At 59.3% G+C, this 25,392-nt stretch carries 21 protein-coding genes; 7 read left to right on the top strand and 14 right to left on the bottom strand.

The features are described from left to right. Window positions 1–124 precede the first annotated feature (124 nt). Window positions 125–622: a winged helix-turn-helix transcriptional regulator gene (locus HV796_RS29485; protein WP_175230628.1), complete on the bottom strand. Its 498-nt coding sequence runs from the start codon at window positions 620–622 to the stop codon at window positions 125–127. A gap of 223 nt (window positions 623–845) precedes the next feature. Here HV796_RS29485 and HV796_RS29490 point away from each other — a divergent pair, with 223 nt between their 5' ends. Both HV796_RS29490 and HV796_RS29495 read left to right on the top strand, forming a co-directional pair. Continuing rightward, on the top strand, window positions 846–1,481 hold the full coding sequence (locus HV796_RS29490) for a cysteine hydrolase family protein (protein ID WP_175230631.1): 636 nt from the start codon (window positions 846–848) through the stop codon (window positions 1,479–1,481). A 17-nt stretch (window positions 1,482–1,498) separates the two neighbouring features. After that, window positions 1,499–3,076: an aldehyde dehydrogenase (NADP(+)) gene (locus HV796_RS29495; RefSeq protein WP_175230634.1), complete on the top strand. Its 1,578-nt coding sequence runs from the start codon at window positions 1,499–1,501 to the stop codon at window positions 3,074–3,076. A gap of 152 nt (window positions 3,077–3,228) precedes the next feature. Here the strand turns inward: HV796_RS29495 and HV796_RS29500 are convergent, their stop codons facing one another. From HV796_RS29500 to HV796_RS29520, 6 genes are all read right to left on the bottom strand, one after another. After that, on the bottom strand, window positions 3,229–4,362 hold the full coding sequence (locus tag HV796_RS29500; RefSeq protein ID WP_175230637.1) for a porin: 1,134 nt from the start codon (window positions 4,360–4,362) through the stop codon (window positions 3,229–3,231). A gap of 266 nt (window positions 4,363–4,628) precedes the next feature. Next, window positions 4,629–4,994: a DUF6984 family protein gene (locus HV796_RS45900; RefSeq protein ID WP_377694869.1), complete on the bottom strand. Its 366-nt coding sequence runs from the start codon at window positions 4,992–4,994 to the stop codon at window positions 4,629–4,631. Between the two features lies 1 nt (window position 4,995). Continuing rightward, entirely contained in the window at window positions 4,996–7,170 is a 2,175-nt protein-coding gene (locus HV796_RS29505; RefSeq protein WP_175230640.1) for a DUF6531 domain-containing protein, read from the bottom strand. A 334-nt stretch (window positions 7,171–7,504) separates the two neighbouring features. Next, a complete protein-coding gene (locus tag HV796_RS29510; RefSeq protein WP_175230644.1) occupies window positions 7,505–8,347 on the bottom strand; it encodes a MerR family transcriptional regulator in 843 nt (280 codons plus the stop codon). Next, window positions 8,344–9,273, bottom strand: coding sequence for a non-homologous end joining protein Ku (ku, locus tag HV796_RS29515; RefSeq protein ID WP_175230647.1), 930 nt, complete (start codon window positions 9,271–9,273; stop codon window positions 8,344–8,346). The genes HV796_RS29510 and ku overlap by 4 nt, the downstream gene beginning before the upstream one ends. 185 nt (window positions 9,274–9,458) lie before the next feature. Further along, window positions 9,459–10,436, bottom strand: a complete 978-nt coding sequence (locus tag HV796_RS29520) for a zinc-binding dehydrogenase (RefSeq protein WP_175230650.1) — start codon at window positions 10,434–10,436, stop codon at window positions 9,459–9,461. A 548-nt stretch (window positions 10,437–10,984) separates the two neighbouring features. Between HV796_RS29520 and HV796_RS29525 the strand changes: the two genes are divergently transcribed. After that, complete coding sequence (locus tag HV796_RS29525) at window positions 10,985–12,547, top strand: methyl-accepting chemotaxis protein (protein ID WP_246356107.1); 1,563 nt, start codon at window positions 10,985–10,987, stop codon at window positions 12,545–12,547. A gap of 101 nt (window positions 12,548–12,648) precedes the next feature. Here the strand turns inward: HV796_RS29525 and HV796_RS29530 are convergent, their stop codons facing one another. Next, complete coding sequence (locus HV796_RS29530) at window positions 12,649–13,674, bottom strand: TauD/TfdA family dioxygenase (RefSeq protein WP_175230653.1); 1,026 nt, start codon at window positions 13,672–13,674, stop codon at window positions 12,649–12,651. A gap of 134 nt (window positions 13,675–13,808) precedes the next feature. Between HV796_RS29530 and HV796_RS29535 the strand changes: the two genes are divergently transcribed. After that, on the top strand, window positions 13,809–14,699 hold the full coding sequence (locus HV796_RS29535; protein WP_175230656.1) for a LysR family transcriptional regulator: 891 nt from the start codon (window positions 13,809–13,811) through the stop codon (window positions 14,697–14,699). A 25-nt stretch (window positions 14,700–14,724) separates the two neighbouring features. Here HV796_RS29535 and tcuC read toward each other — a convergent pair whose 3' ends face one another. The 5 genes from tcuC to HV796_RS29560 all read right to left on the bottom strand — a co-directional run bounded on the left by tcuC (window position 14,725) and on the right by HV796_RS29560 (window position 21,239). Beyond that, on the bottom strand, window positions 14,725–16,047 hold the full coding sequence (gene tcuC, locus HV796_RS29540; RefSeq protein ID WP_175230659.1) for an MFS transporter: 1,323 nt from the start codon (window positions 16,045–16,047) through the stop codon (window positions 14,725–14,727). A gap of 102 nt (window positions 16,048–16,149) precedes the next feature. Beyond that, window positions 16,150–17,301 carry a CaiB/BaiF CoA transferase family protein gene (locus tag HV796_RS29545; RefSeq protein ID WP_175230663.1) on the bottom strand — a complete coding sequence of 384 codons (1,152 nt, stop codon included), beginning with the start codon at window positions 17,299–17,301 and terminating at the stop codon, window positions 16,150–16,152. 349 nt (window positions 17,302–17,650) lie between these two features. Beyond that, window positions 17,651–18,421: an IclR family transcriptional regulator gene (locus HV796_RS29550; protein WP_175230666.1), complete on the bottom strand. Its 771-nt coding sequence runs from the start codon at window positions 18,419–18,421 to the stop codon at window positions 17,651–17,653. A 151-nt stretch (window positions 18,422–18,572) separates the two neighbouring features. Next, window positions 18,573–19,286, bottom strand: a complete 714-nt coding sequence (locus tag HV796_RS29555) for a response regulator transcription factor (protein ID WP_175230668.1) — start codon at window positions 19,284–19,286, stop codon at window positions 18,573–18,575. A 201-nt stretch (window positions 19,287–19,487) separates the two neighbouring features. Beyond that, window positions 19,488–21,239, bottom strand: coding sequence for a sensor histidine kinase (locus HV796_RS29560; protein WP_175230671.1), 1,752 nt, complete (start codon window positions 21,237–21,239; stop codon window positions 19,488–19,490). Between the two features lie 856 nt (window positions 21,240–22,095). On the opposite strand from HV796_RS29560, the gene HV796_RS29565 reads away from it, so the two are divergent. Beyond that, on the top strand, window positions 22,096–22,896 hold the full coding sequence (locus HV796_RS29565) for an EAL domain-containing protein (RefSeq protein ID WP_246356108.1): 801 nt from the start codon (window positions 22,096–22,098) through the stop codon (window positions 22,894–22,896). Window positions 22,897–23,070: 174 nt separating this feature from the next. Beyond that, on the top strand, window positions 23,071–24,069 hold the full coding sequence (locus tag HV796_RS29570) for a ligand-gated ion channel (RefSeq protein ID WP_175230674.1): 999 nt from the start codon (window positions 23,071–23,073) through the stop codon (window positions 24,067–24,069). A gap of 84 nt (window positions 24,070–24,153) precedes the next feature. On the opposite strand, the gene HV796_RS29575 is transcribed toward HV796_RS29570, so the two are convergent. Then, window positions 24,154–24,603, bottom strand: a complete 450-nt coding sequence (locus tag HV796_RS29575; RefSeq protein WP_175230676.1) for an ester cyclase — start codon at window positions 24,601–24,603, stop codon at window positions 24,154–24,156. 326 nt (window positions 24,604–24,929) lie between these two features. Between HV796_RS29575 and HV796_RS29580 the strand changes: the two genes are divergently transcribed. Beyond that, a complete protein-coding gene (locus tag HV796_RS29580; protein ID WP_175230679.1) occupies window positions 24,930–25,391 on the top strand; it encodes a (2Fe-2S)-binding protein in 462 nt (153 codons plus the stop codon). The last annotated feature ends 1 nt before the right edge of the window (window position 25,392 follow it).

The raw sequence follows: 25,392 nt of genomic DNA on the forward strand, positions 1-25,392 counted from the left end.
AGGGCGATGTTTGTTGTCGATACACTCATCGCCCGCGCCCGCCTGCCGCTGCCACGCAGAAGGTTGACAGATGTGTCATGCATGAAGTTGTCGAGCCAATGATCACCGCGGCCTGTTCCGCTCTTTATTTGCCCTTGAACGCGGCGCGGCGTTCCTCACGCTCCCGCTTGTACCGGCTGCTCAGCGTCGCTTCGAGGTCTTCCCGCTCCACCGGTACACCGCAATTCGGGCATACGTTGCCCAGCCCGACATCGTGGCCGCATTCGCGATGCACGAAGCCCACCGCGACGCCCTCGCTCGCGTCCTTGCACCAGGTCTCGCCCCACTGACGCAATGCATAGATAACCGGATAAAACGCCCGAGCCTTTTCGGTCAACCGATACTCATACCGCAACGGCTTTTCGCTATACGGATGCCGCTCGACCATCCCATCCGCCTCGAGCGCCTTCAGACGTCCCGCCAGCATTTGCGGCGTCGCTTCGGTCTGAATCTGCAGTTCTTCGAACCGCGATGCGCCCATGTACATCTCCCTCAGGACCAGCACGGTCCACCGGTCGCCGACGATATCGAGCGACCGCGCGACCGGACACACGGTACTCACCTTCTCCGCAACACGCGCCACGACTTTCTCCCACTGAAACTATTAATTTCATAGTAACACATCGCTCGCGCGCCCCCGCCAGCGCGGGAATCCCCATCGAACTTGACGCTATGATTTTCATAGTGATAAATTGCCTGCACTGTCGCGATTCGTGAGGCGTCACGAAATCGTCTGATCCAGGCAGCCGGCGCCGACTGCGACACGCGAACCTGTTCGCACACTTATTCCCGAAAGGAGAACCGAGATGACCAATCCTGTGTATCCCGTCGAGCGCACCGGCCTGCTACTGGTGGACCCGTACAACGACTTCCTGTCTCACGGCGGCAAGCTCTTTCCGATGATCGAGTCGATCGCGAAAGACGTCGGATTGCTGGACAACCTGCGCGCCACAGTCGCCGCCGCGCGCAAGGCCGGCATCCAGGTGTTTTACGTGCCGCACCGCCGCTGGCAACCCGGCGACTATGACCACTGGGACCATCCGAACCCGACGCAGCGCCTCGTTCAGCAACGTCACACGTTCGAAAAAGGATCGTGGGGCGGCGAATGGCATCCGGACTTCCTGCCGCACGATGACGACATCATCATTCACGAACACTGGGCACAAAGCGGCTTTGCCAACACCGATCTGGATTTCCAGCTGAAGCAGCAAGGTGTGACGCACGTCATCGTGATCGGCCTGCTGGCCAATACCTGCATCGAATCCACCAGCCGCTTTGCGATGGAGCTGGGTTACCACGTGACGCTCGTGCGCGATGCGACGGCCGCGTTCACGCAGGAAATGATGCGCGCCGCACACGAATTGAACGGCCCGACTTTCGCGCACGAAATCCTGACGACGGCGCAACTGGTCGCCGCGCTGCCCTCAGCCCTTCCTGTTTGAAGCGCAAGGAAACCCCTATGAAACTCACCGGCAATCTGTTTATCGGCGCACAGGAAGTGTCCGCGACCGCGGGCACAATGAAAGCGCTCAATCCCGCGACCAACGCAGAGATCGAACCGTCATTCGCATTCGGCGGCCCCGCCGAAGTCGATCGCGCGGCGCGTCTCGCCGACGCCGCATTCGATAGTTACAACAACACGAGTCTCGCCGAACGCGCCGCGTTCCTCGAACGCATTGCGGTTGGACTCGACGCGATCGCGCCCGAACTCGCACAACGCGCGTCGCTTGAAACCGGGCTGCCCGTCGCGCAACTCGAAGGCGAAGCCACCAAGTCGGCCGCCCAGTTTCGCCAGTTTGCGACGGTGGTCCGTCAAGGACGTTTTCGCGACGCGACGATCGACGTTGCACAACCGGAACGTCAACCACGCGCGCGGATGGACCACCGGATGCAGAAGATCGCGCTCGGGCCGATCGCGATCTTCGGCGCCAGCAATTTCCCGATCTCGTATTCGGTCGCGGGCGGCGATACGGCATCGGCACTGGCCGCCGGCGCTCCGGTCATTCTGAAAGCGCACAACGCGCATCCCGGCGCATCGGAATTGCAAGCGCGCGTTATTCAGCAAGCCGTCAAGGATTCGGGCTTGCATGAAGGCGTGTTTTCAATGGTACGTGGCGCGGGTAACGAAATCGGCGAGGCGCTCGTTGATCACCCGCTGATTAAAGGCGTGACGTTCACGGGCTCGGAAGCCGGCGGCATGGCGCTGTTCCGGCGCGCACAGCAGCGGCCGGACCCGATCCCCGTGTTTACCGAAATGACCAGCGTCAATCCGACTTTCGTGCTTCCGACCGCGCTCGCAGCACGCGGCGCGGCGCTCGGCGACGGCTTCGCCGAGCGGATGCTGGTCACCGTCGGACAAGCGTGCCTGAAGCCTGCGATTCTGCTCGCCATCGATGGCCCCGGCTACGCCGAACTGAAGCACGCGATGATCACGCGTGTCGGGGCAATGTCGGCTCGCACGATGCTGACGCCCGGTATTGCGACCGCGTACCGCAAGAATGTCGAACGGCAGCACGACGCGGGTGCCGAGCGCATCGCCGCAGGCGGTGATCCGCAACGCAAGTGGGACGGTCAATCGATTCTGTTCGAAGTCGATGGTGCGCACATGCTCGAAGACGCTTCGCTATCCGAAGAAGTATTCGGTCCTGCGGCACTGCTGGTGCGCGTGAAAGACGTGACTCAGTTGATCGCGCTCGCAAAGAAGTTCCGCGGCCAGCTTTCGGCGACGATGCAGATCGATCAGCCCGATCATCCGCTCGCCGCGCGTCTGTTGCCGATATTGGAACGGCGCACGGGGCGCATTGTGATCAACGCGTTCTCGCATCCGCAAGAAGTGTCGTACGCATCGATTCACGGCGGCCCGTTTCCCGCAACCTCCGATAGCCGCTTTACTTCTGTCGGCATGAGCGCGATCGAGCGTTTTTTGCGGCCCGTTTCCTACCAGGGCTTCCCGGATGATCTGTTACCGGAGGCGCTGAAGTATGACAATCCGCTCGGATTGTGGCGTGTCACGGACGGGGAGGTTTCGAAAACGTGATTTGGTCGGCGTAGCGCCGCCGCTTTGGGAACCGGGCGCATGCGTGCTGCTGAGACAGCCGGCATGCGCCCGATGTAATTGAAACAACCTGATTGCGGCAGTGTGCGCGGCGCACTGGCCGCGCACACTGCCGTCAGATCAACGCAGCGCGATCAGAAGCGCGTGCGCATACCCACCGTCGCCACAACCTGATTGCCCGTCGAAGACTGTGCGAGGCCATTGATAAACGCACCTTCGAACGCGGTGCCGGCAGCACCGTACGCGTGCTGATAGACACCTTCCACGTAGACATCCGTGCGCTTGCTGAACGAATAGTCCGCCATCAGCGTCACCTGATGCCACTTCGGATCGGCCGTGCCGGTCGCGCCGCTCACCGAGGCTTGCGTGAACGTGTAGGCGCCGGCCAGCGAGATCGCCGGCGTCACCGCATAGTGGACGTTGAATTCGTAGTTGTCGAAGTGCAGCGAGTCGAACGGTTGCTGAATCACCGAGTTCGCGCCAGGCTGCGTGTTGTCAAACAGCGAATGCGTCCACAGCAAGCCGATCACGGCCGGTCCGATCGTATAGTTGCCGCCCACGCCCATCACACGCTGCCGCGAAGCGGGGAAATTGACGAAGTCGTTGTTCGACACCGCGCCGCTCGAGCTCAGCGAGCCGTTGTTGAGCTGCAGGTAAGCCGCCGCGAGGTTGATCGGACCGATGCTGTACGTCAGGCCGAAGCTATATGCGCGGTTGTCCGCAAAGCCACCCGCCGCGTTGCTGAAGCCATACAGCGCCTCGGCTTGCACGCCACGATAGGCCGGGCTTACATATTTGACCGAGTTGTTGATATAGAACGAATCGTCGACGTTGTCGTTATCGAACGGGTGCGCGGCGAGGTTGTTGCCGTCGCCGTTGTTGGCGAGTGCGATCGGGCCGAGATCGTCAACCACGGAGTCGTACTGGCGACCGAGCGTGACCGTACCGAACTGGTCGTGCTGCAGACCGACATACGCCTGACGGCCGAACATCGTATTCGCGTAAGTGGTCTTGCCGTTCTGGATATTGAATCCGTTCTCGAGCTTGAAGATCGCATGCAGATTGCTGCCGAGGTCTTCACTACCCTTCAAGCCCCAGACTTCGTTCGACAGCATGCTGCTTTGTACCTGCCACGCGCTGCTGCCACCCTGGTTATTCGTATAGACGATACCAGTGTCGATCAAGCCATAGAGCGTGACGCTGCTTTGTGCGTGAGCTGCCGCGGCAAAGACGAACAATGCGGCGGCGCCGATAATCTTCTTTTTCACTTAATCCCCAACGAAAGATCAAGCCGGGCGGGCGTACCCGGGGTACAACACAAAGCCCGGGTGACGCTCGGCTTGCTTGACAAGCGTGTTCAACGAAAGACCCGTACAACCACGAGAGTGGGCCGTCCCTTGCATGAGGTCCGCCTGGGTACCTATAGCCCGACGATTCTATGAAGTTTGTATGTGAGGTGCATCAAAAGAGTTGAGGGGTTTTTGCAAAGAATGTATAAACGGCACGGCCTTCGTAGTCGTAGCTAAAGCGAGTATCAGCGTGACCTTTGCCCCTCGATCAACTTTAAGCTAGCCCAGTCTGGGGCCTGCAGCGGGCCGTCCCCCCACCGCAAAAACTCGAGTTCGTATAGCCTGTCAGCCGGGTCCGCGTACAGCAGAACGTGTACAGGCGTACCGTCACAATCATTCAATTGACCTTCCACGGGATAGGTGTGTTGCCCGTGGTAGTCACCTCGCTCATATCCGAAGAGATGAAAGCGGATTAGCGAAGCATCGTCCAACATCTCTTCAGCGCGAGCGAGGCTCAAGTCTGAAAGAAGCCTGCGCTTTTGGGCAGAATCGAGTTTTTCTGCCAAAGCGCGAACGAACGATACTTCTCCTGCTGTTAGATCTCTCAACATGTCAGCGCACCGGAAATATGGTTCCGACGGTTATCTGGCCATCGGAGTGCATGAACGCCCGAAATTCCACCAACACACCATCGACGGTAATTCGCCGGATCTCGATCTTGTCGGGCGTCATTTCAGTTCTCATCATGTCAACCTCCTCTGCGACCCTTGCCTCAACGGCCGAGACATCAAGTCCTTCCTTTTGGAGTCTGGGAGAATAGTGCTCTGTTTTGAAGCTAACGTTGTTTCCGACCTGCGCGCCCGTGCTTTTGCAATGTCCACTGCTATTCCGGGCAATCGACATCCACCAGTTCACCGCTTCCGCGGTCCATCGGACCGGAGGCAGCACGCACTCGACGCAAACATGCTCAAGTCCCGGCTCTGGCAACGCTCCAAGCGCCTTGAGCAACGCAAGCGGGCCACCCGACGGCGTTGTCGCCAGCGCTCCCGCCTCGTAATTATCTATCCACAGATCAATTTCGTCGCTGCTGACTACCAACTCCGCGCCACCGTTCGTCGCAACGGTGCCAGTCCGGGACACCACTCGCCCATCCGCAGAATACCCATAGCTAACGGTCAATCGCTTTTCTATCTTCTCGTTAGCCGGAGTCGCGAATTCCGTGTACGAGAACTTACTGACCCGACCACGAACGTCGTAGCCCACCCTGACATCAATGACATCTGTCGCGAGATTCAACGGCCGATGCGCCGCATCCCTCATGAAAATGCCAACCCTCCGCCCGCTGACCAGTTCGCTCCAGCTACGACTGTTGCCGCTCGCATCTGTCATCAAATGCCAGTTCTCGCTCAACTCGTCGTTCGTGTGCACCTGCATCGTCTTCAAATGATTGAACGAGTCATACGTCATCCCGTATGTCCGTTTCTGGCCTCCAGCCGTCGACGCATCGAGTCCGCGTGCACCCGTCGGATCGTCGGTAGTCAGTTCGCTTATGCCCGTCGTGTTGCCCTCGTTGTCGTAGACGAAAGCCCGCATCTTGCCCGGCATTGCGACCAGCGACGGGCGAAGGCTCGTATCGTCCGCGTAGCGCATTGTCGTGATCTGCGTGCCGAGGCGGTTGTGTCGCACGGACCGCACCGGTCTGCCCGCCAGGTCGTAGCTGAGCTCGATGTCGCTGCCGTCGGCTACCGCGTCTGTCAGCAAATTCCCCGAGGCGTCCCACCTCGTACTCGTCGACCCGGCAAACGAACTACTGCTCACCGGTCGCTGAATGCCGCCAATGGAAGCGAAACCTATTGTGGTGCTCCGCTGGCTGTCCGTGACTGTCGTCGTCCCAGTACCGTATGCGAACTGCACGTTGCGCGTAGTGTCCGGATGGCTGACCGCAATCGCCCTGCCTTTCGCGTCATACGACCAGGTGGAAACGCGCGAGCCCGTCTCGTCAATTACACCCGTCAACAGCGTCCAGAACGCCGTGTTCTCGTATGCAAAGCGCCGAACATAACCGTCGGGCCATGTGACCGAAATCAGGTTGTCGTGCTGGTCATATCCGTAGCGTGTTACAGCGCCGCCTGGAGCAGTCACTTGCGTGATACGCGATCGCGTGTCGTAAGCAAAGTTCAGCACGAGATCGTAATACGCGACGGAGTCAGCCGCGTGCTCAGTAACGGCGATGAGCAAGCCAGGCCCAGGCGCGACCGAAGCCGGCGTCGTCGCGTTGCTATAGGTCAGCGACGTCACCCGCTGCTCGCGCGTGCGAACCGTCTGTAGAACGCCGCTTGTCGAGTACTCTTCACGCGTATCGGTGGTCAGGTTCGTGACGATCCAGCCTGACGCCTTCTCCGCGAGCGTGAACGGCATGCCTCCCGTTGCCCGCCACATTCCGGCATCCTTGACGAAAGTCAGCTTCGCCCCGTCCTCGCGATAAGCGATCACTTGTGGCGAAACGCTACCAGTCTTCGCCACATCCAATTGGCGTTGCCAGTTGTGAAACCAGTTGGTGCCAAACCCGGAGTCAGTCCGTGTGAATGGTGCGGAGCGATAGGTTCGCTTGAGCACCAACGGCACGTCACCGCCGCTGACGAAGTCCGTTTCACCAAGCGTCGTCACACCCGTCGCCGGATAGACCGGATCGCCGACTGGGCAGCTCGCCTCGGGCGGAAGGGTAGACGGCGTGTTGCAAAAGCTGTCAATCAACTCAAGCCGGTTGATGCAGCTATAGTTGCCCATCCCGCCTGGCGTACCGCCAGCCACGCTGATCGCACAACCGCGTGTGCCCGGCACCGCGTGAGATTGTGAGTACAGCCCAAAACACGATGCATCTCCCGAATTCGCCTGTGCACCGGTTGCGAAGACAACGATCAACCCTATAGCGAGCACGCACGCAACGCGTGCACATCCCTGACTCAACGTCCCTAGGTCAAACATAAGCGCTCCAGATTCATTGTTTGGTATCACCTTTTACGAACAGGTCTGCCAAACATATCTAGAGAACCGCGCCTTGGATCTACGAACGCACTGAAATCGGATGCAGAAACTTCTGCAATGCATTCAAGCATCGCCGCTAGCTGCTGAGCTTGCGATACGCGCTCATATGCCGGACGAGCCCTTGCTGGTCGCCAAGTTGTTCTTTGATCAACGCGAGGTTGTGATGCGCGTCGGCGTAACGCGGATTGATTTCCAGACAGCGCGCGTAACTCCGTTCCGCTTCGATAAGCCGGCCGAGCAGTTCAAGCGCCACTGCCCGATTGAAGTTCAAAACCGCGTCTTCAGGAAAATGCGCAAGGGCTTCGTCAAAAACCGCTAGCGCGTCAAGATAGCGCGAGTCGCTCTCGCACAATAACGCACCCAGGTCCACATAAGCGCTATAGAAAGGCATAGGCGAAATCGCGAGTGCGTTGCGATATGCCCGCTCGGCCCCGGTTGCATCCGCATCGGCCGCCATCTGATCCGCCAGCGCATACCAGTCGTCAGCCTGCTTGCGCGCGTCCTTTTTTGCCGATGATGCATCCAGAAAGACAACATCACCTTTGATATCGGCGACTTCGAAATCAAACGCAAGCTGCCCGGTATTCGCGTCCCACTGCGACGGGCCGGTCCTGACCATGATCGTATTGCCCACCGCGCTCACCCGTATGCCGGAAAGCGGAATCTCGTCGGGAAGTTGCGCACGCAAACGCTTGAGCGCCGCAAGAATCTTGCGTGACGATATCCTTGCAGATTGCAACTGAAATGCCGTACGCAACAGCACCACGTCCTGAAACGTAAAGCGCAGTTCGTTGCGTGACCCGCGCGCCGGCGTCACGAAACCAGCGTCGATGAGCCCGGCAAGCACGCTTCGCGAAACGCCGAGCAATGACTGGAGCTTGCGTACCGAGATGTCGGCGCGATCGGTCTGATGCTTCACTTGCGCGCGCGGACCTTGGCGGGAGCGGCGGAAACAGCGGGCGCCTTTTCAGCACGCTGCGCAGGTTTCCTCGTTCGCGGCGCAGGAATCTCGGCCACCTCGGCCTCTTCTTTCGCTTTGCGCGCCGCAGGCTTTTGCCGCGCGCCACCGCCGCCCTTCGACAAACTCGCGCGCAGCGCCTCCATCAGATCAATCACCTGACCGCTGGATTCTGTCTCGTCGGGTTCGTTCGACACGACTTCCTTGCCTTCGATTTTCTGGTCGATTGCAGCAAGAATGCGCTTCTTCTCTTCATTTTCGTACGCGGTCGGGTCGTACGATTCCTCGGTGCCTTGTTCAATGATTTGCAATGCCAGCTTGAGCTCCGCAGCCGACACCGGAACCTGCTCGATATGCAAATCGGCAAGCGAACGGACCTCGTCCGCGAACAGCAGTTGTTGGAAAATCAGGCCGTCTTGTGCCGGCCGAATCAGCACAATGTGCGTTTTGCCCTTCGACGCCCATTTCGCCAGCGCCCCTCTCTGGCTTTCGCGCAGCGCCTGCTGCAGCAGGCTATACGGCTTGCCGCCGCGTTTATCCGGCGCGATGAAATAGGCCTTGTCGTAATAGATCGGATCGACCGACTTCTCCGGAATAAACGCGACGATCTCAACGACGTGACTCGCGCTGTCTTCAAGTGCCTTTAGCTCGTCCGCGGTAAATACGACGAATCGGTCTTTTTCGAACTCGTAGCCTTTCTTCATCGTGCTACGCTCGACGACCTCACCGCTCGCTTCTGAAACGTACTGCTGCTTGACCCGGGAGCCGTCCGACGCGAGCAGATTGAAGCGGACATCCGCCGCACTCTCCGTTGCGGAATAGAGCTTGACGGGTATCGACACAAGACCAAAAGACAGAGAAAGCGATGCGATCGAGCGCGCAGGCATGGGCTTCTCCTCATGAACCGGCGCGAGCGCACCGGCTCCTGCCGCAACTGCCCCGCGGGCGGCGCGGTCAGTTACAAGTCGGCCCCGAGGGCCGGGGCGAGTTCTGGAAGAATAGCACCGCTCCCGGCCCTATGTCGTCCTGTGACAAACGGCAGCTTGCAATTGCGCGCAGCGCTGTCTACGGCTCACTCGTCATGCACCACCACCATCTTGCCCTTCGCTTCACCTGCTTCCATGATCCGGTGAGTCTCGGGAACCTCGTCGAAGCGGAACACCCGCCACGGTTTCGCCGTGAACTTGCCGGCCTCCACGTCGGCGGCAATCGCTTGCAGCGGAACGTCCGAAAACGGGAAGCCCGGCGTGCCGAACACGAAGCTCCCAAAGAACGTCAGATCGACCCCGCTCGGCATCTGCAGCAGCGGGTTGAAATCCGCAATCGGCGCGAGGCCACCCAGCCAGCCCGCGAGGCACACCTTGCCCTCGCGGCGCACCATATCCAGCGAATCGAGCATCGTGCTGTTGCCGACCAGATCCAGCACGCCATCCAGTTCCTTGCGCTCCGCGATATGCTTCGACAGATCCGGCCGCTCGATTTCGCAACGGCTTACGCCATGCGCCTTTAGTTGTGCAAAGCTCGCTTCGCTGGTTGTCGTGCCAATCACCTTCACGCCGGCGTTCACCGCCAGGTTGACCGCAGCCAACCCGAACGCTGACGACGCGCCTCGAATCACAATCGTTTGTCCGCGCTGAATTTTCAGGTTACGAAACAGGCACGTCCACGCGGTCGCATACGATTGCGGAATCGCAGCAAGCTCGGCCCACGGCAGATCCGATTCGATCGATGCCACGTTGCTTACCTTTGCACGCGTGTACTCGGCATAGCTGCCATTGATCGTGCGACCGAGTCCGCCCATCATCGTCGCCACTTTGGTGCCCACCGCAAACTCGCCGCCGGGGCATGAGTCGACGATACCCACGCATTCGATACCGCTCACCGGCGCGGCTTCGGCCCATTCGCCGCGACGCATATGCAGCTCCGCGTGGTTGATGCCGAATGCCTTGATCTTGATAACGACAGTTCCTTCCTGCGGCTCCGGCTTCGGGATGTCCTTGTACACCAGTGCTTCCAGGCCACCAAAACCATCTAGAACAATCGCCTTCACGTCACTCTCCTATCACACGTCCCATTGACTGACTTCGCCGACCTGAAAGTCACCCGTCAATCACCCGGCGCTTCCCTGACGTCGACTCGACGAAACGCATCATAGCGATGCGACGTAACTTATCAAAGATATTTTTATAGGTTACATAGCGTCCAGCTACGATCGTCTTGCGATCTGAACGAATCGGGCATGCCGGATCCGGACAGCCGTTGAAGCGCGCAACGCACGCGGATCAAGGCGCTCCGACGCGAACGCGTCCAGACATCGAAACCAGGATGGCGGAACGCGAAACTCCGCCCGCATTTCAGAATCTCGGTGCGCAATACAATCCGGCGCCCAGAGGACCCCATCGGACGATTGACAGCCGTGTGAAAGCTAAGGGAGCAGCCCGAACGATCGCGAGCCGCGAATATGACATCTGGAAGTCTAAACGACGAACGTCAGCGTTAACCCTTATTCATCAGACGCACAAACGTTCCGTTACCTGCAAGGAACGACCGTGAATTTTCATCCCGTGCACAGCACACGTGTTTCTCAAGGAGTAGCAATTGAGCCGTCTCAGCGTAAATACAAAACTATGGATGGCGCTTGTCGTGACCTGGTTGGGTCTCCTCATCCTCGGCGGCTGGGCTGCGCGCGAATCACGCAACACGATGCTGGCCGAGCGGCAAGGGGCCGTGCAAAACGTCGTGGAAGCCGCATACGGCATCGCGGATCAGTACGCGAAACTTGCCGACGAACGCAAAATGCCGCTTGAACAGGCTCGCGCGGAAGCGATGGCACGGATTGGCGCGATGCGTTACCCGAACAACGGCTACATCATTATCTGCGATGCGCATCCGACAGTGATCATGCATCCGATCCTCGCCGATATGCGCAATCGCGACGTCACCCACTACAAAGACCCCAATGGCAAGCTGTTCTGGCTCGACATGGTCAAGATCGCTCAGGAGAAAGGTCAGGGCTTCGTCCAGTATGAAGGCCGGCTTAACGATGGCATTGCGACCAAAATCGCGTTCGTCAAGCGATTCGCCCCATGGGACTGGTATCTGACGTCCGGTGTCTACGTTAACGATATCGACAGCGCGTTCTACGCAAACCTGCGAAATTACCTGATCGTCGTGCTCGCAATCGGTGGACTGATCACCGTGGCGATGGTGATGATCATCCGCAACGTCGAGCGTTCCCTTGGCGGTGAGCCGTCGTACGCGGTAGAAATCGCGGAAACGATTGCAAGCGGCGATCTGACCAGCACGCTCAATCTGCGCGCCAATGACAAACAAAGCATGTTGTTCGCGATGCACAACATGCAGCAGCGTCTGATTGATACGATCGCGCGCATTCGCAGCGGCACGGAAACGATCACGGTCGCCGCCCAGCAGATTTCCGCCGGTAATCAGGACCTGTCGTCGCGCACCGAGGAGCAGGCGGGCTCGCTAAGCGAGACCGCCGCCAGCATGGAACAGCTCACCGCGACCGTCAAACAGAACGCCGACAATGCGCGCCAGGCAAACCAGCTGGCCGCGAATGCCTCGGAGATCGCCGGCGAAGGGGGCAACGTCGTACATCAGGTGGTCGACCGCATGCAAAGCATTGCTGCCAGTTCGAGCCGCATTGTCGAAATTATCTCCGTGATCGAAGGCATCGCGTTCCAGACCAACATTCTCGCGCTCAACGCGGCCGTCGAAGCGGCGCGGGCCGGCGAGGACGGCCGGGGCTTCGCGGTCGTCGCCGGCGAGGTGCGCAGCCTTGCGCAACGCAGCGCGGAAGCCGCGAAGGAAATCAAGGCGCTCATCGAAGCGTCGGTGCACGAAATCGAGTCGGGCCGCGGGCTTGCGGAACGCGCGGGCGAGACCATCGATTCGATCATGAAGGCGGTCAAGCACGTGACCGATATCATCGGCGAGATCTCAGCGGCTTCGTCCGAACAGACTCAGGGAATCGAACAGGTCAATATCGCGATCGCGCAGATGGACGAAACAACGCAGCAAAACGCCGCCATGGTCGAACAGGCGGCTGCGGCCGCGCAGTCGATGGAAGAACAGGCGCGCAGCTTGCGGGAGACCGTCAACGTGTTTCGTGTGGACACCCACGCATTGATGCCGGCGTAGTCCGCCACAGCGAAGGTCATAAAATGGGGGAATCGAACGATTCCCCCATTTTTATTCCGCGCCGTTCGGCTGCGCCAAACCGCCCGCTAAACGCAATACGGTTAGCCGTTATAGAAGCGCCGACCCGCATTGCGCAACCACAAACGCACCAGGTGCCGCTTGCGCTCGGGTTCGGGATAGTCGACGAATCCGGTGCGGCGATGCCCGCAGCGCCTGTTGTCGACGATCTGAATCTGTCCGGGCTCGAAGAAGAACTCCCTGCATAGATGCGGCTCGCGCATCGTCTGCTCAAGCGCTTCAAGCGCTTCAGCGGTTTCGTCGTCCATCACCAGGCCCGCCATGGCGTAACCGTTAACCACATGGCGATGCGACAGCCGGCAAAGCAGTTGCTGACCGACCGTCTGAAACAGCGGATGGCTGATCACGGTCGCGTCGTCGGGCGCGTGCTCGCGCTGCCGATCAAACAGATAAGGCCGATAGAGCCGCGGCAGCAGATCCGGAGTGCGCTTGAGCATTTCGTTATACACCGTATAGAAGCTGACGATACTGCTCACCCCGCCTTCCATCGCCGGTTGCAGACACAACAATGCGACATAGTCCGGCGGATACAGGTTGTAGCTGTTATCCGTATGAAAGTTTTGCTCGGCATTCGTGATGTCCGGGCGCACGCCGTTGCCGGGCGGCTTGCCGAGATCGCGCACGTCGTAAATCATCTTGCCGTCCCAGCTCTGCGCAACGGGCCTTGCGACGAGTTGCGACAGAATCCAGTAGACCGCCTGAGACGCTTGTACGCCGTATTCGTGCACCGGCAGCTTGTCGATGATCACAAACCCGGGGCCCGCTTCGAGTTCGGCTTGCGCATCGAGCATCATCTGTTTGCAGGCAGGCAGATCGAAGTCCGCGGCATCGAGCAGGACCGTCGGCAACGGATTCGCACGCAAGGTGCCGACCAGTTCATCGAGCTCGCGACGACATGCGGCACTGACCTTGATCATGCCGTCGTGCGGGCTCAGGCTTTTGCCGGTCCACGCAATACGGCCGTCAAATGGCAGGGTTCGGATGTCCGGGCTCGCGGACGGGGTCCCCTCTTCGAGTATCAACGCGCTGTGGTTCACGCTGTCATTCATTCACCCGCTCCTGTATGAAGTTGTCTGCACGGCATAGCCACTCTAGGGTTTTTGCGTGCTGCCGAATAGCGATATATTTCGATCAACCCCGATCGAAAAACCCGATGAACGGTGCGAACTTCCGACTACACCCTATGGATATCCGACAGCTCGAAACCCTGATCCGTATCGTCGAAACCGGCAGCTTCGCAGGCGCCGCCGACGCGCTCTGCGCCACCCAGTCGACCATCTCCGCACGCATTGGCGCGCTGGAGCGATCGCTCGGCGTGGAGCTGTTCGACCGTTCGTCGCATCGTGCCCGGCTCACGCCGAAGGGTCAGGAACTGCTGAAGCCAGCGCAGGAAATCGTCGCGCTCGCGGCACGCGTACGGCATCAGATCGGCAATGCGCAAGCCCTCACCGGCACCGTGAGAGTGGGCGTGGTCGGACTCGTCGCGCTCACCTCGCTGCCGAAGCTGATGTCCGCCGTGCGCGATCGCTATCCTGGCGTATCGGTCATGCTCGACATCTCACTGACCGCGTCGCTGGTCGACAAGCTGCGCGAAGGCGCGATCGATGTCGCGATCGTCACCGGCCCGCTCGATAAGTCCGGTGTCACGTGCGTTCCCCTTGGGCACGACGAGTTTGTCTGGATCGCACCCAGTACGCTCAATGTGCCGTCCGGGCGCATGACGCCGGTCGACCTCGCACGCTGGCCGGTACTGGGCCTGTCGTCGCAGTCGCATCATTACCCGGTCATCGAACGCTGGTTCCGCGAAGGCGGCGCGGAGTACAACCCGGTCATCTCATGCAATACCGTGCGCGTATTAGGCGACCTGACGCTTGCCGGACTCGGCGTCAGCTTGCTGCCGCGCCGCTCGTATGCGGCGGAAATCGCCGCCGGCATGCTAAAGGTGCTCAACACCACGCCGGAGATCGCTCCCGTTGAACTGGTCGCGCTATACCGCACCAGCACAACGAATTCGCTGACCCACGCGATCGCCGCGCTGGCCAGCGAAATCAGCGAGTTTTCAGGTCGCCTTTGAAGCCATCGCGTGTCGCGTGTATCGCTCACGAGTGACGCTGTGACAGCCCCTCTTCGAAGGCCATGCCGGCCGAAGCCGATGACGCTTCGGCTTTCGGAAACATCCGGAATGTCGCGATCAGCGCGACCGCTGCCGCACCACTCAACCAGACGGCCGGCATCGCGTTGTTCCCGGTCGTGTGGATCAGCAACGTGCAAATGACCGGCGTAAATCCGCCGAAAACCGCCTGCGCAACACTCCAGACCAGCGAGAACCCGGTGCTGCGAATATGCGCAGGCATGATCTCCGTCAGCGCGACGACCATCCCCCCCTGATACGAGCCATAAATAAACGCATACCAGACTTCGACCGCCATTAGCCGCGCAAAGCTAGGCGCCTGAACGAGCCAGTACATCGCCGGATAGGCAGTCAGGATGACGAGCGCCGCGCACACGGTGAGCACGGGCCGGCGTCCCACCTTGTCGGAAAGCGCGCCGATAATCGGTAGCATGGCGAAGTTGGTCAGACCGACGGCCATCGTGACGAGGAACGTGTCCATGGCCGGCAGCTTAAGCACACTTTGACCATAAGTCGGCGTATACGCGGTAATCAGGTTGAACATCACCGCGGTCATTGTCACCAGCATCACCGCACCGCCGATCTTGCGGCGATGGTCGCGCAGCGACTGGAAAATCTGCCGCGGCGTGGGCGTCGTTTTACGCGCTTTGAATACATCGGTTTCGCGCAAACGGCGGCGCATCGAAAACAGCACAGGGATGATCAGGCAGCCGATCACAAACGGAATGCGCCAACCCCATGAATCCATCTGCTGCGGGGTCAACTGCCATCGCAACACGACGCCCAGCACCGCTGCAAACACCACCGCCAGTTGCTGACTGGCCGATTGCCAGCTGACGAAAAATCCACGCCGCTTTGGCGGCGCGATTTCGGCGAGATAGACAGACACACCGCCCAGCTCCGCGCCGGCGGAGAACCCTTGCAGCAAACGTCCGCACACGACGATGATCGGCGCGGCGATGCCGATCGTCGAATACCCGGGCACACAGGTAATCATCAGCATGCCGATCGCCATCAAACCGAGCGTCAGCAACAAACCCTTGCGCCGTCCCTTCCGATCGATATATCCGCCGAGCACCAGCGCACCGATGGGTCTCATCAGGAAGCCGACGCCGAACGTCGCAAGAGACAGCAACAGCGAAACGAACTCATTGCCGCGCGGAAACAGCGCGTGCGCGATGGAAACCGCATAAAAGCCGTAGACGGAGAAGTCGTACATCTCCAGAAAGTTTCCGCTTGTGACGCGGAAGATGGTTCTTGCCCACGGTTCTGATCTGGAATGCGCCTGCATGGGTGGTGGTCCCCTTTTCTTTGTACTGCTGCTAACCCCGTATTCGTGTTGGTTCAGGCTAACGCCAATGCGACTTTATCTGCTATGTATGACGAAATAATCTCAGTCCGCTCGCACATCGACTCGCCACAGTAGCTCGTCGTTATGCTCACCCAACGCCGGAGGCCGGCGGCGAATGCTCGCACGCTTGCCGGAAAACCGCACCGGCGACGTGAACGTGCGCGTCACCTTTCCGTTGGGCAACTCGACGGGCTGAACCCATTGCATATGCTCGACCTGTTCGTCCTGAAGCACTTGCGAATAGCGGTTGATCGGCGCGCACGGTACGCCGGCTGTTCGGAAGCAATGGATCCAGTGCGCCGCGTCGGCCGTCGCGAAGACGGTCTCGAGTATTTCGCCTAGCTCGACCTGATGCTGCGCGCGCAGCGTGGTGGTCAGGAATCTTGAATCGTTCGCGAGATCGTCGCGATTGACGGCCCGGCAAACCGACCGCCAGAGCACATCGTTGCCGGCCGCCATGCCGAAATACGTGTCGCGTGCCTTGAACGCCTGATATGGCGCGTTACGCGGATGAGCGGAGCCGAGCTTGACGGGGTCCTTTCCGGTGCCGAAGTATTCAGAGGTCTGCAATGCGGCTATCGCAAGCGTAGCGCCCAGCATCGGCACGTCGATATGCGTGCCCTGGCCGGTTTGCGCGACGCCGCGCAATGCGGATACCACCGAAAACGCCGCGTACAGGCCTGCCGAGAAATCGGCGAGCGGCACGCCGCACTTCACCGGCACACCGCCCGCCTCCCCCGTGATGCTCATGATCCCGCTCATCGCCTGAACGGTCAGATCGAACCCACCCTCCTGCGAACGCGGTCCGTCCTGACCATAGGCGGAAATCGAGCAATAGACGAGCTGCGGATTGAGCCGGCTTAATTGCGCATAACCCAGCCCGAGTCGATCCATCGCGCCGGGACGGTTGTTCTCGATGACCACTTGCGCGTCGCGCACCAGCAACCGCGCCTGTTCGGCGTCGATCGGGTCTTTCAGATCGAGCGCGACGGAGCGCTTGTTGCGATTAAGGGACGCGAAATTTTCACTGTAGCCGTCCGTAATCGGTGGCCACGTACGCAGCGTATCGCCACCCTTCGGGTTTTCGACCTTGATGACGTCCGCCCCCATGTCGCCAAGCAGCATGCCGCAATAGGGGCCCGCGGCGACATTGCAAAACTCGATGACACGAATTCCCTCGAGCGGCATCTCCATGCGATTCCTCGGCGGTAGTACACGCAGGATGTCTGCGTGTCTCGCCCGCTGTCATCTCGAGCAATGTGTGGCGATCGAGCCAGCGGCGTCGAAAACATTGTGCAGTGATCCCGCAGATGTGTAAACCCAAATATCGTTATGAACGTCCTAACCTTTAGGACGACATGCAGGCCGAAACAAAGGCCCGGATTCGAGCCCGGAGGTTGTCGGTATCGCGCGGGAAAACTTGAGGAAAACGCAGCGTTGTCATCGTCGCACTCGGGCGACAGACTGGGTGCGTTGTCAGATTACCGGTTACTGTACGGTACCGAAGAGGCCCGCCGCAGCAAGCCCGACGCAGAAGACGGCACTACGCACTTGTATTGAAGTACGGTTGCCTGAATCCCATTGATCGGGAAATTTGAGCCCCCGCTTTCAGGACTTCGGGCGTGAGGGCTTTTATGCGTTTTGGGCTCAAACGCTCCAACGGCCCCGATATGCCGATCGCCGCGACGACGACGCCCATTCCGTCGAAAACGGGTGATGCAAGCCCGCCTACAGAGTCGCGCCATTCGCCGCGATTGACCGAACACCCCGTCCGCCCGATCCTGCGCAGCTCGGCCTGCAACGCCGCGCGATCGGTGATGGTCGCGGGCGTGTGTGCGTGCAGATCGCGGACCCGGCGATCGAGATAGTCCGCGGCCTGGAAGGCAAGCAGTGCTTTGCCGGTGGCCACGCAATACGCAGGCGCTCGGCCGCCCACCACCGAATAGGCGCGTACGGGCTGCGGACTATCAAGCTTGTCGACGTAGATCACCGTATCGCCGTCCAGCACCGATAGATGCACAGTTTCTTCGGTAAGGTCGGCGAGCTGCCGCATAACCGGCGCCGCCTGATGCCGTACATCCAGTCGAGAAATCTGCAGCGTGCCGAGTTCGAACAGCTTCAGCGTGCTGCGATACACGCCGCTTGCTTCGTCCCGGACTGCATAGCCCGCATGCGCAAGCGTCTGTAGCGTGCGATGAGCGTTGCTTTTGGTGAGGCCAAGCCGGACTGCCAGCGCCTGTATGGTCAAAGGCTCGCCATCTAGCGCGGCGAGCGCTTCGAGCACCATGAGCCCCTTGAGTAGCGTTTTGTCCATGCTTCGATTGCCGCTGACGGGAAAGCGACATTCTTGCATAGGCCGGTGCGCGCACGCCCTCCGACCGATCAATCTGTTTTCCATTTACTTCGGAATACGATTTTTCTGTCGTGGTGACCACGGTGCACACACGCTTCGTGAGCCGACACGCTTACATACAGGGCTCACTTTCGACGCCGACCTTGACCAGGTCCAGCCGGTATCCAAGCGTGTAAATGGACGACAGCCGCAAACCATTCTCGGGGCTCAACTTCAGTTTTTGCCGGATTCTATAGATATGCGTGTCGAGCGAGCGCGACTCGACACTGAGTTCCCGCCCCCAGGCAGTCATTGCCAGCAGATCTCTCGACAATATCTTGCCGAGGTTACCGAACAGCGCCAATACGAGTTGAAACTCCTTGGTCGTCAGCTCGATCTTGCTGCCGCGCAGCGTCACGCTGCGCTCCAGTGGATCGAGAACGTAGTCGCCGGCTCGGATCGGCGCATCGTGCACGGCCGTTCGCGCGACACGCCGTAACAACGCCTTCACTCTCGCGGCAAGTTCCTCCGCGCGAAACGGCTTGACCATATAGTCGTCCGCGCCGGCATCGAGCGCCCTGACGACATCGACTTCGTGAACGCGGCTCGTCAGAAACAGCACGCCATATTTCACATTGGTGCGCGCGCGAATCCAGTTCAGCACTTCAATGCCGCTCATTCGCGGCAAATGCCAATCGAGAACGACAGCATCGATCGGTTCCGATCGCAAGCAGCGTACCGCTCGCTCGCCATCGTCAACGATCGTGAGTGTGTGGCTCAACGAACTCAATGCATTCGATACGGCTTGCGCCTGAATCGGATCGTCCTCGACAACAAGAATGCGCATGTGTGACCCCGAGCATTGTGACTTTCTTATGTCCGACTCGCGTACAGTTAAAGCTTTCGCTATTCACGCAAACGTTTGCGCTAACGGCAGTGTCGACACGTCGAATGATCCTAGAGTACCAACTATAAATATGTTTGAACTTTTGTGAACTTCGCAATCGTGGACATTGACGCGCAATGCGCATTGCATTAGCCAGCACGATCACGCAGGAGACACCGCGTCACCCGGCCCGTTCAGCTTAGGCAGAAACACCATAAAAGTCGTCCCTTTGCCAGGTACTGAATCGACCTGCAGTTTGCCGCCGAGCGAATCGACCACCGTCTTGACGAAGGCAAGCCCTAAGCCGTGTCCAAAACGCGATGACTTTTCATCGAGCTGGCTGAACTCATGAAAGAGGGCTTCCGTTTGATGCTCCGGAATTCCAACACCACGATCGATCACGGATATCTTCAAGTGCCGGTCCGTCTCCACAAGCTGAACGTCCACAGTCGAATATCGCGGGCTATACTTGATCGCGTTGCCGATCAGATTGGCGAACGCGCGCCGTAGTAGCTGAACATCGGCAATAGTGCTTTTCCCCGGTTCCGCAGCAAGGTTGACCGTGGTCGACCTCGCCGTTGCCTGAGGCCATAGATCGTCGATTGCGTCCCCTAGTACAAGAGCGGGGTCCACTTGCGCCAACTTCGGTGGCAAACTTTCCGCACGCGCGAGAAAGAGGAAATCGTCCGCGAGACTAAGCGCCGTTGTTGCGTATTGACCGACCAGCGTCGCGAACTGACTGGCGGTAAAGCGCGGCGGGTCCCGCTGCATTTGTTCGACCAGCGCCAAAATGGCGGCTTGCGGCGAGCGCATGTCGTGCGACAGGAAGCGAAGCGCCGTGTCGCGTTGACGCTCCGCCTTGCGTACCGACGAAACGTCGGCCAAATGGAAAATCAAAGCGCCGTCCCGGCCTGCGGACGGCTTGATTTGCGCGCATTTGATCAACAGCGAGCGCCCTCCTCGCGCGTTTGCGATTTCGATGCCTTGCGAGAACATCGAATCGCTATAGGCGGGAGGGTCCTCGTCGCCGGACCAGAGCGTGAACAGCGCGAGCGCCTGCGACGCAAACTCGATTGCCCGATGCGACGCGGTGATTTCGAAGAGCACATCCGATACCGGGCGGCCCGCGGGTGACACGTACTCGATTCGCGGAAGTTCGGAACTCTGACACAGCGCCTTGACTCGTTCATTGGCGAGGATGACTTCTCCTGCTGGCGTGGTAACCAGCGTGGCCGCAGGAAGGCTATCGACCCATTCAGAAATAAACTCGCGGTGGCGACGCACCCGATCGAACAGAGAGGCTGCGGCCGCCAGCCGGCTCTGGACGGGATCTTCAAAGAACCTGGCAGGCCCAGGTTCATCCGGCAGCGACGGCTCCGTCGCCGCCCTTTCGGCTTCCATCGAGAGAACGTTCAGAAGGGCTTCCTGACGTCGCCAGGCCCAAAGCGGATACGCGATGACGCAGGCGAAAATGCCTGCGCACGGAGACACGAAAAGTTGTCCGTATCTCAGCATCGCGCTCGATGCGCCTGCCGCTATTCCGGCAACGATGACGGACGCGACCAGGCCCGCGCGAGGACCCAGAAGATAGAGCAGCAGACAGATCGACGAAGCCACGCCCACGCTAAAGAACGACTGATACCCGACTCCGGTGGCGCGAAACGGCGTGGCAGGGATCGCCACCGTATCGATGAAGATCAGATCCGCGCGATGCAGAAAATGAGTCGCCGTTATGCACCAGCACAACACCATGAGCGCTGTGGTCAGCCAGATGCAATCCCGTGCCAGATTGGGATGCCCTTTCGTCAATGGCAATACTCCAGCACCTAATTGTGCATGTGAAAAAACACGGCGAGGACCTAAAGCTTTTTCCCATATATTACGTATTCTCTGCTTTACCCGATCAATTGCCATTTATTCTAAAAAGCTTATATTCGCCTTTCACCCTTGATATGGAATGAATACATTTCCCGTTAGCTTAATTTATCTGTCACGTTGCATGCCCGCCAACCAGCAGGCATCGCCGGCAAACTGTGTCCTGCCAGCAACGACCGTCGGTTTTTGGCCGCGCGCCGTTGCGTAAGGGCGCAGACCCCTCTGCGTCGTGTCGCCCGGGTGACCACGGCCACGCTATGCTCCCGGGTTTTGCAACGCATCGGCCGGCTGCCGCCAGATGACGAATACGTGACAGAACCCGCATTTGTCAGACCATTGCGCCTACCATACCGGAATCGAACAGCTTGCAAATGTCAACAATTGTCACGAAAGGCGATATTCGCCGCTTGGACCGACGTTTTTCGGCCTCATGCATCCGTCTTTCCGTTCTTTTATGTGTAAAATGCGCACAATCGGCAGGGTTCCCCGCGCCAGGTGCATATTTTTTCACTGAATTCGCATTGACCGCCTTTCGCCTTTCGCGTCTGCACACGCAAGATCGGGAGCGAGAATTTCCGGCCGCAGGAATCCAAAAGCACCAGTGAATGCTTTCTCAAGTAGATCGACTTCGGAACACTAAGAAACTAGTGTTCCTGGATAATCGCTGCACGCTGAATGACTAAAATAATTTCGCGAATTCACTATCTTGACTTGCGGGAAACAACCTTCTATACAGAACGTGAAGCCGCAAACAGTCATATAAAAATCCAGCGCCGCATCAGGCACCACGCCCTCGCTCTCTGGCCACGACGTGCGGTTCGCCGCGCAAACTAACCGCATCAGAGGAAGCGGAACGCCAATGCGACAAACTTCACCATTACAAAGCACGTCCACGTTGATCAGCGACGCGGAACGTGGCCTCGGCCAGAACGAGTTTTTTTTCGTTCTCCAGCCGAAGCTAAGACTGCAGGAAAACAAACTATCCGGCTTTGAGTCCCTGATCAGATGGCAACATCCTGAGAGCGGCGTGCTCGAGCCGGCTTACTTTATCAGCGTTGTCGAAGACTCCGACCTGGCGGGAAGGTTTACCGATCTGCTCATTGCCCGAGCGGCAAAGACCCTTGTGCAATGGAAGATCGCTGGCCGCGGCGACCTATCTCTCGCGATCAATCTGTCGGCCATGGAACTCGGCCGTAAAGATTTACCCGACCGGCTCAAGGCGCTGTTCGCCTCTCTCGACGTCAGGCCATGCGCGTTCGAAATTGAACTCACCGGTGTTGTGCATCCTGATCAGTTGGACTGGCTGGTCGATGTCATTCAAGCGGTCCAGGCCGTCGGCGTGCGCGTCGCACTCGACGACTTCGGCGCGGGCTTCAACTCGTTGACGCTCCTTCAGCAATTACCGGTCGACACGGTGAAATTCGATCGCTCGCTGATCAGGCAGGTCACGGTCAACGAAGAATCGAGGAGGATGGTGGAGACCCTCGTGCGCCTTGCGCGAAATCACGGAAAGCGGATCGTCCTGACCGGGCTCGAAACGTCCGAACAGTTCACGTGGGCGAAAACACTGCCTGACATCGAAGGTCAGGGCTTCTTTATCTCCGAGCCGATCGACGAAGCTGAGGTTGACGAAGTCTTTTTTCGCCCCGCGCATGCCAAGCACGTTGCGTCGTCCCGCTTTGACCTCGCTCGATAGAACGTGAGCCGGTAGACGGGCCAGGTGCCGACCGCCAGCACCGGCATTCGCAACCGGGCGAAGCGCTCAATTGTCTGTGCGCCAGGGCACAGAGCCGGTTCAACTCATGGAGCATCATGAGCCGTTGAGACAGGCTTCCGAACCCTTTGCCGCCCGCAAGAGGGAAAACGTGCGATGAATCTGACGCGTCAGTGCTCGCTGTCCAGCAGGTTCGCGTGCTGCGCGTGGACATGGCTCGCCATTTTTTTTCTGCTGCCCTCCGTGGCGATGTGCCAGGTGTCGAAGGCGCCGGCCGAACGCTTCAAGATAGGGATGTTCATCACGTCGATCTACTCGGTTGACACCGCGGAGGGCACGTATGCGGCGGATCTGTGGATATGGAGCGTCGGACGATCGTCCACGAAGAACCCGCTGCAGACGATGGAATTCGTCGATTCGAATGGTGTCACGCGGCGCCTCGAAAGCAACACCAAACGCGGCGACCTGTCCTGGCGGCAGGTCAAGATCATCGGCACGTTTAGACAGGACTGGGATCTGCGACGGTTTCCATTCGACGAGCAGGTCTTGCACCTGACCATCGAAGAAGGCGTCGACGATAACTCGGCCCTCCTCTATGTCGCCGACACGTCCAACACCGGCTATCTGCCGACCGCCAGCCCGCAGGGGTGGCGCATCACAAGCCAGAAAATCGAAGTCGGAACCTCTCACTACGGCACCGGGTTTGGCGATCCAGCAGGCGGCACAGGCTCCGACTATACGAACATGCAGATGACGATTACATTGCAGCGCGCCAGCATCGCCACATTCCTCAACCTCGCGGCGCCGTTGTATGCCGCGTTTCTGCTCTGTACGGTCAGCTTTCTGCTCCACAAGGACGGCCGACCGCTGGTTGAATCGCGCATGACGCTACTGGCCGGGGCGCTTTTCGCTGTCGTGCTGAATTTCCGGGCGGTCAGCAACGTCCTCGGCAACGAGCATCATTTGACCATCGTCGATCGTCTGAACATCGTCGTATTGATTGACATCGTATTCGCCACCATTGTCACCATTACCGCAGCAATCACAACCAACAAGGGAAAAGCGTTCTCGCTGCACCTCGAATATATTTGCGGCGCAATCGTTGCGGTATCGTTCGTCGCGTTCAATCTGTTTCTGATTGTCGGCGCCGTTTGATCCGGAACAGGATGCAAGAAGTCTCACGCGGACCGACTCTCATCGGCCCGCGAGGTCGGCACACGCGGCCCACGATAACCGCACTCAAACCGCTTTGATCAACCCCAATTGCGTAAGGGCCGTCACGCCGTCATCAAGGCCGCGCTCTTCGAGAATCTTGCCGTCCTGCAAACGCAGCACCGTCGTGCCGGTAAAGTGCATCTTGCGGCCCGTTGCTGCCGGCAGCGAGCCGGCGAGAAAGTCACTGAAGGCCGCACCCGTATGCGTGCCGCCGCCCTCCCACTGACCCACCACGTAGTCACCCTCGGCAATCAGGTCGGCGACACCCCAGAAATTGAGGTTGGGGAACGCCGCGCGAAAATCCGTCATGAATGCCTTGATGTCTTCGCGGCCACGACGCGGCTCGTGCAGTGAATATTTGAGCAGCATGTCCGGCGCGGCGATTTCGTCAACGATGCCCAGATCGCACTTCTCGCCCCAGAAGCTCGTGAACCAGCGGCCCACAATCGCCTTGTTGTCATCTTGCTTCGACATGTTCGACTCCTTGCTGATCTTTCGCCGGGCGAAGCGGGATTGCTCCGCCCGGAATCAACGATATCGATCGATGTGGATCAGCCGCGATCCGTTTCTTGCGGTCACATCCGGTTAAGCAGATTCACCATTCTTATAAACAGGATTAGGCAAAACTTCCGGAGTTTCGAACAAGCCACAAAGCTCATTTTTCGATCAAACTCACACGACGGCGGACGCCGCAATGGTCGTCCCTTGCCCGAACCATTGGCGAAGCATCCAAAGACCATTCGTCAATACGACAAGCTTCCCCAACAATTCCACCAAGCGAGCTCTCTGCGGAGTCGTCCATGTCCACCACTTTCATTCTGAACGGCCAGTCCACGACGCTGGACGCCGATCCCAACATGCCCATGCTATGGGCAATACGCGAGGTCGCCGGCCTGCACGGCACCAAATTCGGCTGCGGAATGGCCCAATGCGGCGCATGCACGATCCATCTCGACGGGCAGCCGCTGCGCTCATGCATTACACCGCTGTCCGCGGTCTCGGGCCGCAAGGTCACGACGATCGAAGGTCTGCAAGGCAAGCCCGCGAAGGCGGTGCAAGCCGCATGGGTCAAGCTGCAGGTGCCGCAGTGCGGCTACTGTCAGTCCGGGCAGATCATGTCCGCCGCCGCGCTGCTGACCGAAAACCCGAAACCCACCGACGCGGATATCGATGCGGCAATGAGCGGCAACATCTGCCGCTGTGCGACCTATACGCGTATTCGCGCTGCGATTCACGACGCCGCCCATTCAATGGAGGCGTGAA

The sequence above is a fragment of the Paraburkholderia humisilvae genome (assembly GCF_902859855.1).
Lineage (GTDB): Bacteria > Pseudomonadota > Gammaproteobacteria > Burkholderiales > Burkholderiaceae > Paraburkholderia > Paraburkholderia humisilvae.